Here is a 12,248-nt window from a genome sequence, read left to right as displayed (position 1 = left end):
CAGCCTGAACATTTCAACTTTACAACATTGAACCTTTAACAATAGAAAACATAACATTACAAAAATGAGTTTAGAGATAAAAGTTCCACCTGTTGGTGAGTCGATAACCGAAGTTGTTTTATCACGTTGGATAAAAAACGATGGCGATGTTGTTGAAATGGATGAAGTTATTGCCGAATTAGAATCGGATAAAGCAACATTCGAATTAACCGCAGAACAAGCTGGAACTTTAAAAACCATAGCAGCCGAAGGCGATACTTTAGCCATTGGTGCAGTAGTTTGTAAAATTGAAGATGGTGGTGCAGCTGCTAGTCCTAAGTCAGAAGTCGAAAGTCCTAAGTCTGATGCACAAGCTCCAGTTGCAGTAGCTGAGTCTCCAAAGACTCAAGACTCTTACGCAACAGGAACTCCTTCTCCTGCGGCTGGTAAAATTCTGGCAGAGAAAGGAATCGAAGCCAGCGCTGTAAAAGGTACTGGTGTTGACGGCCGCATTACTAAAGATGATGCGGTTAAAGCTGAAGCTGGTAAAAAACCAGAGGCAGCAAAAACAAGTGCTCCTGTTGTAACTGCTGCTCCTGCAAGTAGCCGTAACGAGCGTCGTGAGAAAATGTCTCCACTACGTAGAACAGTTGCAAAACGTTTAGTTGCTGTTAAAAATGAAACCGCAATGTTGACTACTTTTAACGAGGTCAACATGAAGCCGATTATGGATTTACGCGGAAAATATAAAGATCAGTTTAAAGAAAAATTTGGCGTTGGTTTAGGCTTCATGAGCTTTTTCACTAAAGCCGTTACCGAAGCATTAAAAGATTTCCCTGCAGTTAATGGCCGTATTGAAGGCGAAGAATTGGTTTACAATGATTTTGCTGATATTTCGATTGCAGTTTCTGCACCAAAAGGTTTAGTGGTTCCGGTAATCCGTAATGCAGAAAGCATGACTTTAGCGCAGATTGAAAAATCAGTTTTAGAATTGGCTTTAAAAGCACGTGATAGCAAATTAACCATCGAAGAAATGACTGGTGGAACATTCACCATCACTAACGGTGGTGTATTTGGTTCAATGATGTCGACTCCGATTATCAATGCGCCACAATCGGCTATTTTAGGTATGCACAACATCGTTGAGCGTCCGGTAGCTGAAAAAGGTGAAGTGGTAATCCGTCCGATGATGTACGTTGCTTTATCTTACGATCACAGAATTATCGATGGACGTGAGTCGGTTGGTTTCCTGGTTCGTGTGAAACAATTGTTGGAAGATCCGGCTAGATTGTTATTAGGCATCTAACCTCTACATCCCCTAAAGGGGACTTAAATAGAAAGTCAAGATAAAGAAGTCAAGTTTTAATGGCCAATGTGCTATAAAAACTTGACTTCTCTTTTATACCCGAAAAATGAAATTAACGTTCAACTCAAAATTCCTCTTTATTTTCCTGGCGATATTCTTAACTGAAATCTTAATTGCAAAATATCTTAATGACGCATTTATCCGCCCTTTTGGCGGAGATGTATTGGTTGTTATCCTGGTTTACGCATTCTTTAGGATTTTCCTTAAAACCAATAATAGACAGTTAGCTTTAGGCATCTTAATTTTTTCCTTCGTAATTGAGTTCCTTCAAAAGGCAAATTATGTTACCTGGTTTGGTTGGGAAAACAACAAATTAATGAGCACTATATTGGGAACTTCTTTTAGTGTTTATGACCTGCTCGCTTATTTTGTAGGCTATCTGATCTGTTTATTGTTTAAGGATTGAGTTAAGCATTTTCTTATTTAGACAACGCTTTAATTGGTTTTAAATCCAATTGTTTAAATTCTACTTCACTACCTTCTGCTTGTAAAGCAATTTGCCCGCTACTTGCTGTGCAATTTGTACCATAGTTTACCAGTGTACCGTTTACCCAAACTTTAACTTCGTTATTCAAACATTGAATAATCATGGTATTCCATTCGCCAAGAGGTTTTTCACTGTCATCTGTTAGGTTTTTAATCCGGCGGAGTTTATTCCCATTTACACCCCAGTTTTCTTGAGGACCGCGTCTGGCAACCATGTCCGGTACTGTAATATCTTCTTCGATGCACCAAAAATCGCCAGCATCTTTATGTTGCATCTGCACTTCAAGCGATTTTGGAAACATACCATACAGTGCCCTTGGTGTTGATGTGTGAACTAAAACACCGCAATTACCTGGTTTACCTGCAAAGCGGTATTGTACTGTTAACTGGTAATTTTTATAAATTTTATCTGTTATTAAATGTCCACCTGGCGTACCTAAACTTACCAACATACCATTGCGTACAATAAATGGATTAATGGTATCAGGCTTTTTGTCCATTGCAGGTACATCTACATGCCAACCGTTTAGGTTTTTTCCATTAAAAAGGCTTTTTTGAGCAAATGCTGAACTGCTAATAATAACTAGTAGTAAAAAGGCATAGTAAAGTTTCATGATATATTTGGTTTTTGTATACCAAATATATTTTAAAAAATTGGAATACTGTAGTGATGGTTGTCATCCTGAATGAAATGAAGGATCTTTCTTAAAGGGGAACTATAGATCTCTCCTCCGAAGGAGTTCCTTTGGAACATTTCGCGGTGCTTCAGTCGAGATGACGACTTTTTCTATTAATGTCCTTCGCGTTGTTCTATGATTGCAATTTCAATAATTCTTGATAAGCATCTCCTTCAAGTTTTAATAATTTTGCGAAGGCAGGTTCAGTTTTATAACCTTGTTTTTTGAGATCAATGATGTCCTGCCTAAATTTTTTGCCCTTGGCTAAGAGTAATTTGTGTTCAATGAGCATGTGCCGATAAGCATTTTGTTGTGTGGTAGGCGTATTTTGGCCGAATATTTCTATTTCGAAACCATCGGTGATAAAATTCACTTTAATGGTGTCGAATTTAGGGCTTTCATGAGTGGTGAAGTCTTTTTCAGATCCAAACAACGCATTTAATTTGTCGATAAATTCATTTTTATCCGAAACTTCACAGATAATATCCAGATCGCTGTTTTCCATATCGATATTGATTGGAATGGTGCCCACAAGTATTGGACGGTAGGGGCTAAGCTTTTCTAAAACCCGATTAGCTGTTAACACCTGATAAGCCTTCTTCTGCCTTTCATTACCAAACTGTAAATAAGATATATCAAGGAAGTTGATCATTGTTTTGTTTTTATACTTAACGTGAAAGATCCTGAAATAAATTCAGGAAGACGAGCAGGCACTTTGATTTTTTTCTTTCTTGCAGCATTCAAAGTTACTAAACCCGATAGAATGAATGCCAATGCGTTTTGGTACTGCCCTGATTTTTTTGATGAAACGCAGTTAAACACGGGATTTCATTGGCAGTAAGGATAGCGGGAACAGACTTAAATGTTTGCTTCCGTACCTGCTTTCCAAAACCTTATTACTGTTGGCATTTGTGAGTCCTGTAATAAAGATTGCTTCGTCGGCTGAAAAGCCTCCTCGCAATGACGATTCTATAAAAAAGCCCACCTCAATTAAGAAATGGGCTTTGTATATTTCAAACGCTTAAGATGCTGAAACAAGTTCAGCATGATGATTCGGTTATTTAATCTTCTACAATTTCACTATTGATACTCACATCATCCTTTACATCTTCTTTAAAGTAGTTTTTCTGGAAGATGAGGATCAGTATCACACCAACTGAAATGGCAGCGTCAGCAAGGTTAAAAACAGGTCTGAAGAAAACAAACTCTTCGCCTCCCCAAATTGGTACCCAGCTGGGGAAGTGGCCTTCTGCAATCGGGAAGTAGAACATATCTACCACGCGCCCGTGAAACCAGCTTTCATAGCCATAAATCTTTCCGTAAAATACAGAATCAATAATGTTTCCTAGTGCACCAGAAAAAATCAATGCAACATTTAGAATTAAACCGCGGTGATATTTATGCTTAATGAGATAATGTAAGCCATAACCAATTCCTGCAACTGCTGCAATACGGAAAAGTGATAAGGCTAATTTGCCAAATTCACCACCAAACTCCATCCCAAAGGCCATCCCATTATTTTCGGTAAAATGGATGATAAACCATTTGCCAATAATATGGAACTCCTGACCGAGGTACATGTGCGTTTTAACCCAGGTTTTCACCAGCTGATCGGCCAGTAAAACTAAAAAGATAACAATTAAAGGTTTTGTATAGCCTTTCATTAACTCTGCTTTAATTTAGCTTCCATGCTTAAAGTTGCATGAGGAACAGCGCGTAAACGTTCTTTTTGGATTAATTTTCCGGTTTCGCGGCAAATACCATAAGTTTTGTTCTCGATACGTACCAATGCATTCTCAAGGTTGTCTATAAATTTTTTCTGACGTGCAGCCAATTGATTGATCTGCTCTTTTTCCATTGTTGCAGAACCGTCTTCTAATGTTTTGTAAGCACCTGAAGTATCTTCTGTTCCGTTTGCGTTTGGATTACTCAAAGAAGTGGTTAAAGAGTTTAATTCCTCTTTCGCCATGCGTAATTTATCTTGAATTAATTCTTTAAATTCTTGTAATTCACTGTCTGAGTAGCGTGTTTTGTTGCTGTTTTCCATGTCCTTTTTCTAATTTTCTAATATATGGATTTATATTTTAGTTACTGAAATGCTTAACTCAACATCGTCGATAACGATTTTGTTTGCATTATTTACAGTATCTGTTAATTCAAATTCATCGGCCAATATTTCCGCGCAAATGTAATCCTTGTTTTTGGCAACTGCGCTGGCTACCAAGTTATCATTTTGTAACGAAACTTTAATCCTATCGGTTACTTCAAAGTTTAATTCTTTTCGCAAGTTCTGGATACGGTTAACCAATTCGCGCGAAATACCTTCTTGTTTCAGTTCTTCTGAGATGGTAACATCCAAAGCAACAGTTAAACTGCCCAGGTTGGTTACCTGCCATCCCGGAATATCTTCCGCAAAAACTTCTACATCATCATTTAAATTGATGGTAAATTCTTCACCATTATTGCCAACCGCGATTATGAAGCCATCATTTTCTAAACGTTGGATATCATCCTGATTTGAATTTTCTAAAGCCTCTTTAACCAGGCTCATATCTTTTCCAACTTTTTTACCCAACGATTTAAAGTTTGGTTTCAGCTTTTTCTTAACAATACCATGTGTATCGGTAATGAATTCGATATGTTTTACATTCGTTTCAGAAAGGATATAATCGGCAACCTTTGATATTTTTTGTTCGAAATCGCCACTTAAAGATGGGATTAAGATTTTCTCAAGTGGTTGACGCACATTAATGCCCGATTTTTTACGCAGCGATAAAACCATCGATGAAATATCCTGGGCATAAACCATACGCTCATTCAAATCGGTATCAATCAAACTTTGATCAGCCTCTTTCCATAAGGTTAAGTGGACAGATTGTTCCGCATGGGCATCAGTTACAGTTAAGTTTCTGTATAACCAATCGGCAAAGAAAGGCGCAACCGGACTCATCAGCTGTGCCAAGGTTTCTAAACAGGTATATAATGTTTCGTAAGCTGCACGTTTATCATCGGTCATTTCGCCTTTCCAGAAACGGCGGCGACTTAACCTGATGTACCAGTTACTCAAATGTTCATCAACAAAAGCCTGGATTGCGCGGGTGGCTTTCGTTGGTTCGTAAGTGTTGTAACTTTCATCAACTTCGTTGATTAAGGTTTGCAATAACGATAAAATCCAACGGTCTAATTCCGTTCTGTCTTCAACTTTGCTCAGGTTGTTTTTATCAATCTCGAATTTATCGATATTGGCATACAGGGCAAAGAAAGCATAGGTATTGTAAAGCGTACCGAAGAATTTACGGCGTACTTCAGCAATTCCATCAATGTCGAATTTTAGGTTATCCCAAGGGTTTGCATTAGAAATCATGTACCAACGCGTCGCATCAGCACCATACTCGTTAATGGTTTGGAAGGGATCAGCAGCATTGCCTAAACGTTTAGACATTTTTTGTCCATTTTTGTCTAGTACCAGTCCATTCGAAACTACATTTTTGTACGCTACTTTATCAAAAACTAATGTAGAGATAGCATGTAAAGTATAAAACCAGCCACGGGTTTGGTCTACGCCTTCGGCAATAAAATCTGCAGGGAAATCTTCATTTCCATCAATTGTTTCTTTATTCTCAAAAGGGTAGTGCCACTGTGCATAAGGCATAGCACCAGAGTCAAACCAAACATCAATTAAGTCACTTTCGCGGCTCATTGGTTTGCCTGATGGAGATACCAAAATAATCTTATCGACCACATTTTTATGTAAGTCTATCAAATCATAGTTCTCTTCAGACATGTTTCCGATTTTGAATCCCTTAAAAGGATTTTCTTTTTGGAACCCAGCTGTAATAGATTTTTCAATGGCATTATAAAGTTCTTCAACAGAACCAATTAACACTTCTTCTTTTTTATCTTCAGTTCTCCAGATTGGCAAAGGAATTCCCCAATATCTCGAACGTGATAAATTCCAATCGTTAGCATTTTTTAGCCAGTTTCCAAACCGCCCCTCGCCAGTCGATTTTGGTTTCCAGTTAATGGTTTCATTAAGGTCGAACATCCTGTCTTTAACATCCGTAACTTTAATAAACCATGAATCTAGGGGATAATATAAAAGTGGCTCATCAGTTCTCCAGCTGTGTGGGTAACTGTGAACATATTTTTCCACCTTAAAAGCTTTGTTTTCTTCTTTTAATAAAATAGCAATTTCTACATCAACCGATTTTTCAGGTGCTTCGCCAGCATTGTAATATTCGTTCTTTACATATTTGCCAGCAAAAGGGCCAACATGTTGGGTAAATTTACCCTGTAAATCTACTAATGGAACGGGGGTATCATTCTCGTCTAATACCAACATTGGTGGTACTTCCGGAATGGCTTCTTTAGCTACTTTAGCATCATCTGCGCCAAAAGTAGGGGCGGTATGAACAATACCGGTACCATCTTCAGTAGTTACGAAATCTCCGGAAATTACTCTAAATGCATTTTCAGGATTTTGGTATGGCAGTGCGTAAGTTAATAATTGTTCATATCTAATTCCAACCAATTCACTTCCTTTGCATTCGGCAAGTATTTGATAGGGGATTTTTTTATCGCCAGCTTTAAAATTTGTAAAATCTTCAACTTCATTGCTTTCAAAGAAAATTTTACTAAACTGCTTGCCAACCAGGTTTTTTGCCAAAATTACATTTGTTGGCAAAAATGTATATTGGTTGAACGTTTTGATTAAAACGTAGTCGATTTTTGGTCCAACCGTTAAAGCAGTGTTTGATGGTAAAGTCCATGGAGTAGTAGTCCAGGCCATCAGGTAAATATCTCCAAATGCTTGTAAAAACGGAGGTAACGTACTCGCTATCGCCTTAAATTGAGCAACAATCGTTGTGTCTGTAACATCCCGGTAAGCGCCAGGCTGATTTACCTCGTGCGAACTCAATCCTGTCCCGGCTTTTGGAGAGTAAGGTTGGATGGTATAACCTTTATAGATTAATCCTTTATCGTAAATCTGCTTCAAAAGCCACCACACCGATTCCATGTATTTCGACTTATAGGTAATGTATGGATCATCCATATCTACCCAATAGCCCATTTTTTCAGTCAGGTCGTTCCACACATCAGTGTAGCGCATTACTGTTTTTTTACAAGCTTCGTTATAGTCTTCAATAGAAATAGTTTTACCAATATCCTCTTTGGTAATCCCTAATTCCTTTTCAGTTCCAAGCTCAACAGGTAAACCATGGGTATCCCAGCCAGCTTTTCTTTTAACCTGATAACCTTTAATTGTTTTATAGCGGCAAAAAATATCCTTAATTGCACGCGCCATTACATGGTGAATCCCCGGCATGCCATTGGCAGACGGTGGTCCTTCGTAAAAAGTAAACGGATTAGATTTAGGACGGGAAGAAATACTTTTTTCAAAGATATTTTCCTTTTTCCAAAAATCCAGTATTTCTTGCCCTATTTTGGCAAGTTCCAATTGTTTAAATTCGCTATACATCAATCAAGTACCTCAAAAAATTAAAGGTTGCAAAGTTAACAGAATTGACTGAATTTTGGTAGTTTTGATGTAAATACTTTTAATGTGAAATTATTTAATATCGGGCTTACATTGATGATTGTTGCCGTAATTGCCTTGCCAATTGTTGCGGTAATAAACCCTTCAGACCGGGATTTTGTACTTTATGCTTTTTATTTCTGCGGCTTGCTCGAACTAATTGGGCTTATTTTTGTTTTAATCCATATTGTAACACTTAAAAGAAAGAATCCATGATTAAGCTCTTAAAATTGCAGAAAGCCGTTTTCATCCTCATAGCTGGCTTACTTTCTTTTATCGCCTATAAAATTTTGGATGCAAATGGGGTAAAAGGAAGTATCTATTTACAGATGCTGGCTGGCGTGCTGGTTATTATTGGGGCACTATGGCTGTTATATCCCATTTTATTTGCCAAAAAGGATAATGATGGTAATGCCGAAATCATTACCGATCCAACGGTCGAAGTTCCGGTAGATGAAGAAGATAAAAAGCCTGCATCCGAATAAATCTGCTTAAATCGTCTTAATCAGCGAGATTATTTCTCCATGAGCTGACAGTGTTCCCTAATGTTTTATATGGTTTTAAAAAGGTTTTGGAAAGCAAGGCCTGTATTCCATTTTAATGTCGGTCCTGCTGTACGCTTGTCCCGATGAAACCTGTGAAACAAGCAAGCACACAATAAAACAATAAGAAAAAGTGCTTAAATCGGGATCGCTGCCATCAGGTTTAGGGAACTTGGGTCTGAGTAAGAAATTTAGAATTCATATGCTTAGCCTTGGGTTTAAACCCAAGGCCAGAAATTACGTATGAACCATCTTAAATAAAAAAATAAATCTTCGTAGGGGTAAATCTGTTGTGAGTTGTATTAGCTCTAAATTAACAAATAGAGATAAAATGATTCCTGCATTAATTATTTGGCTCTGCAAGAAATATCTTGCTCCAAAAACCTACAAAACATACTCCTCCAAAAGCCCAATCAATCCAAAAAGTGTTGCTTCGGTACTCTTTTTAATCTGTTCATTTTCATCGGCTTTTGCACAGCAGAGTAAATTTAATATCAAGCGCAATGGCGAAGTAATCGGCCAGATGTATTTCCAGCAGAAAGACGATGGCGATAATGTTTATCTAAAAATAACTTCGAAAGTACAAACCCGTTTCGTTTTCAAAATTGATGTGGAAACAGAAGATGTAGCGCATTTTAAAAATGGCAAGCTCCTTAACTCAAATGTAAATCGGGTAGTAAACGGCAATGCAAAAGAGGCTAAGAAAACAAGTTGGGTAAATAATGTTTATCAACTTAAAACAGGCAATAAAACCAGTACAATAAATCAGCCCATTAGTTATAATATGATGCTCTTGTATACCAAGGAGCCTGTTAATATCCCTGAAATTTACTCTGATAACTTTCAGTGTTTTATTCCCATTCAGAAAAACGGGGCACATCAGTACCGGATCAATCTTCCCGATGGGAATTATAACGATTACCATTTCGAAAACGGAATATGTAAACTGGTAGTTGTAAATCACTCCTTGTACACCATTAGAATGGAAAGGGTTTAATATGGAAACAGTTGCAAATAAATACCTGAGGGTTTTGGTTACGGGGGCATCAGGCTTTATCGGCCGGAAGTTAAGCTTTACCCTTGCAGAAATGGGCTACGATGTAGTGGCACTTTGCAGGAATGTTAACCATCCCTTTCTTATTCAGCACCGAAATATCCAGTTTGTAAAAGGCGATGTTTTGGATCCTGAAAGTTTAGAAAACGCAATGAAAGATTGTTATCAGGTTTACCATACAGCAGCTATGGCCAAAATGTGGTGCCGGAATGAGCAAGATTTTTATGATGTGAATGTAATCGGGACTAGAAATGTGCTCAGCTGTGCATTAAAATTGGGTGTAGAAAAAGTTGTACATACCTCAACTTGCGGGGTGTGGGGACCAACATTAAATCTGCCGGTTTCAGAAAACGATCCAAGGGCAGTCGGCTTCCCGATTAACTATGAACGCACAAAATACCTCGCTGAATTAGAGGTGAAAGAATTTGTAAAAAAGGGATTGGAAGTGGTAATTGTAAACCCATCAAGGGTATATGGCGATGGACCGATTACGGATAGTAATACGGTGAGTAAAATGGCTACAGGTTATATAAAAGGTACATGGCATTTTATTCCGGGCGATGGAAAAGCAATTGCCAACTATGCTTTTGTAGATGATGTAGTGGATGGACATATTGCAGCCATGCAGAATGGCAGGAATGGCGAACGGTATATTCTGGGTGGTGTTGATGTTTCTTTTAACGGATTTTTCGGCACTTTAAGGCAGATCACAGGTAAAAATAGAAGCTTGTATAAAATCCCGGTAGGTATTATTAAAGCTTACAGTCTACTTGAATCTTTAAAATCGAAGCTTTTTAACCTCACCCCATTTTTTCTGCCAGAGTTTGCTGACAGGTTAAAATGTAATCAGCAATATTCGAGCAATAAAGCCATTGCCGAACTAAATTATCGGATAACGCCTTTTGCAATAGGCTTAAGTAAAACCATTAATCACTTTCAAAGCAATTAGGTCATTAGCTAAGATTATCGCCCTTGTTACAAATGAGGTTAACTAAAGATGTGCCAGAATATAAAATTTTCATCCTGAGCTTGTTGAAGGACTAGCTTACTTAAATGTCTCGTTAATCATTTCGACAAGCTCAATGTGACAAAATCTGATGGAATTTAGTGTTATACAGCTTCTATGTAATTAAAAATTAGATAAATCGACATTATCATGGGCCACGTTACGAAGGAGGATGATATAAACAATATAAAATGAAACAATTAACAGTATTGATTACAGGCGCAAGCGAGGGCCTGGGCAAATCTTTCGCTATCGAATCGGCCAAACGCGGTTTAGGTTTGGTATTGGTTTCGTTACCTCACAGTGGACTGGAACACTTAGCAAATTACCTGCGCGTAAACTTTAACAGTAAGGTATTCTGTATCGAAATAGATTTGACCAACAATACCTCCGCAAGCGAAATTTTTCAAAAATTAAAGGCGAATAAGATCGAGGTGAATGTTTTGATCAATAATGCTGGTTTAGGGAACTGGAGTTGGTTTGAAGATAAAAATGTCGATTTTTACAGAACACAGATCGACCTCAACATTACCAATACGGTTTTGCTTACGCGGTTATTTTTAAACCATATCGATAAAAGCGAGGCAAGCTATATTTTAAATGTTGGCAGTTTGGGCGGACATTTTATCGTTCCGAAAAAACAGGTTTATGGCGCAACCAAATCTTTTATCGGTTATTTTACCCGTTGTTTGCAGCTCGAATTGAGCGGTACAAATGTGCATATTAGTTTACTCAGTCCTGGTGGCATTAATACGAAACCCGAACTGTTGGTGATGAACAATGAATTAAAGGGTTTTGCAAAAGCGACGATTTTAGAGGCCGATTACGTTGCCAAAACAGCAATGGATGGTATGCTGAAAGGGAAAAAAGAAATTATACCGGGTTTTGCAAACCGCTTTTTGGTGGTGTTGGATAAAATTATACCGGGCTTTTTAAAAGAAATTATAATTAGGCGTAAATTGAAATCAATTTTAACAACATAGATTAAACTAAAACCTGTAAGGTTTTAAAAACCTTGCACGTTTAGCTTTATGGAAAGTAACGACACCAATCTTATCGGATTAATTAAAAGCGGTAATAAACAGGCTTTCGACGAAGTGTTTTTAAAGCATTTCAAAAGCCTGCATGCCTATGCTTTTACCATAATTAAAGAAAAAGATGATGCCGAAGAAATTGTTCAGAATGTGTTTGTGCGCATCTGGACGAAAAGAGAGCAACTTAAAACGGATGGGTTTTTAAAATCATTTCTTTATCGTTCGGTGCATAACGAAAGTCTAAATTATTTGAAACATCAAAAAGTGAGATCGAATTTTAACGTTCATTATGCCGATGCTGTGAAAAACGATACTGGAAACTTAAATACAGAAATCATGGCAACAGAACTGGAAAAGAATATCCATTCGGCAATAAATGAGCTGCCCGAAAAATGCAGAAATGTATTTCAGTTGAGCAGGTTCGACCAGATGAAATATCAGGAAATTGCCGATGCACTAAATATTTCTATCAAAACGGTAGAAAACCAGATGGGGAAGGCCTTAAAGATTTTGCGCCTTAAGGTAGTAGATTTTCTGATCCTCATTTTTATTTTATTGAAATAAGCTT

At 37.7% G+C, this 12,248-nt stretch carries 13 protein-coding genes; 8 read left to right on the top strand and 5 right to left on the bottom strand.

Annotated features, from left to right (window positions below):
* Positions 1-64: 64 nt before the first annotated feature.
* Positions 65-1,285: a 2-oxoglutarate dehydrogenase complex dihydrolipoyllysine-residue succinyltransferase gene (gene odhB, locus ACN9MR_RS19735; protein WP_426326257.1), complete on the top strand. Its 1,221-nt coding sequence runs from the start codon at positions 65-67 to the stop codon at positions 1,283-1,285.
* Between the two features lie 106 nt (positions 1,286-1,391).
* On the top strand, positions 1,392-1,751 hold the full coding sequence (locus ACN9MR_RS19730) for a DUF2809 domain-containing protein (RefSeq protein ID WP_426326256.1): 360 nt from the start codon (positions 1,392-1,394) through the stop codon (positions 1,749-1,751).
* Positions 1,752-1,764: 13 nt separating this feature from the next.
* Here ACN9MR_RS19730 and ACN9MR_RS19725 read toward each other — a convergent pair whose 3' ends face one another.
* From ACN9MR_RS19725 to ileS, 5 genes are all read right to left on the bottom strand, one after another.
* A complete protein-coding gene (locus ACN9MR_RS19725; protein WP_426326255.1) occupies positions 1,765-2,445 on the bottom strand; it encodes a 3-keto-disaccharide hydrolase in 681 nt (226 codons plus the stop codon).
* Between the two features lie 196 nt (positions 2,446-2,641).
* Positions 2,642-3,160 (bottom strand): DUF4269 domain-containing protein, encoded by a 519-nt coding sequence (locus ACN9MR_RS19720; protein WP_426326254.1) that lies wholly within the window; start codon positions 3,158-3,160, stop codon positions 2,642-2,644.
* A gap of 409 nt (positions 3,161-3,569) precedes the next feature.
* Positions 3,570-4,172, bottom strand: a complete 603-nt coding sequence (locus ACN9MR_RS19715; RefSeq protein ID WP_426326253.1) for a lipoprotein signal peptidase — start codon at positions 4,170-4,172, stop codon at positions 3,570-3,572.
* Entirely contained in the window at positions 4,172-4,555 is a 384-nt protein-coding gene (locus tag ACN9MR_RS19710; protein WP_025144123.1) for a TraR/DksA family transcriptional regulator, read from the bottom strand. Before ACN9MR_RS19710 ends, ACN9MR_RS19715 begins: the two co-directional genes overlap by 1 nt.
* 30 nt (positions 4,556-4,585) lie before the next feature.
* Positions 4,586-7,987, bottom strand: a complete 3,402-nt coding sequence (ileS, locus tag ACN9MR_RS19705) for an isoleucine--tRNA ligase (protein WP_426326252.1) — start codon at positions 7,985-7,987, stop codon at positions 4,586-4,588.
* 84 nt (positions 7,988-8,071) lie between these two features.
* Here ileS and ACN9MR_RS19700 point away from each other — a divergent pair, with 84 nt between their 5' ends.
* The 6 genes from ACN9MR_RS19700 (at position 8,072) to ACN9MR_RS19675 (ending at position 12,244) form a co-directional block, all read left to right on the top strand.
* Positions 8,072-8,260 carry a hypothetical protein gene (locus tag ACN9MR_RS19700; protein ID WP_131031924.1) on the top strand — a complete coding sequence of 63 codons (189 nt, stop codon included), beginning with the start codon at positions 8,072-8,074 and terminating at the stop codon, positions 8,258-8,260.
* Positions 8,257-8,529 (top strand): isoleucyl-tRNA synthetase, encoded by a 273-nt coding sequence (locus ACN9MR_RS19695; protein ID WP_426326251.1) that lies wholly within the window; start codon positions 8,257-8,259, stop codon positions 8,527-8,529. Before ACN9MR_RS19700 ends, ACN9MR_RS19695 begins: the two co-directional genes overlap by 4 nt.
* A 388-nt stretch (positions 8,530-8,917) precedes the next feature.
* Positions 8,918-9,583, top strand: coding sequence for a DUF6134 family protein (locus tag ACN9MR_RS19690; protein ID WP_426326250.1), 666 nt, complete (start codon positions 8,918-8,920; stop codon positions 9,581-9,583).
* A gap of 1 nt (position 9,584) precedes the next feature.
* Entirely contained in the window at positions 9,585-10,589 is a 1,005-nt protein-coding gene (locus ACN9MR_RS19685) for an SDR family NAD(P)-dependent oxidoreductase (RefSeq protein ID WP_426326249.1), read from the top strand.
* Between the two features lie 248 nt (positions 10,590-10,837).
* Positions 10,838-11,629 (top strand): SDR family NAD(P)-dependent oxidoreductase, encoded by a 792-nt coding sequence (locus ACN9MR_RS19680; RefSeq protein ID WP_426326248.1) that lies wholly within the window; start codon positions 10,838-10,840, stop codon positions 11,627-11,629.
* A 48-nt stretch (positions 11,630-11,677) separates the two neighbouring features.
* Positions 11,678-12,244 carry an RNA polymerase sigma-70 factor gene (locus ACN9MR_RS19675; protein WP_426326247.1) on the top strand — a complete coding sequence of 189 codons (567 nt, stop codon included), beginning with the start codon at positions 11,678-11,680 and terminating at the stop codon, positions 12,242-12,244.
* Positions 12,245-12,248: the final 4 nt, after the last annotated feature.

The sequence above is a fragment of the Pedobacter sp. R-06 genome (assembly GCF_049913135.1).
Lineage (GTDB): Bacteria > Bacteroidota > Bacteroidia > Sphingobacteriales > Sphingobacteriaceae > Pedobacter.
This window is presented reverse-complemented; position numbering and strand designations above follow the sequence as displayed.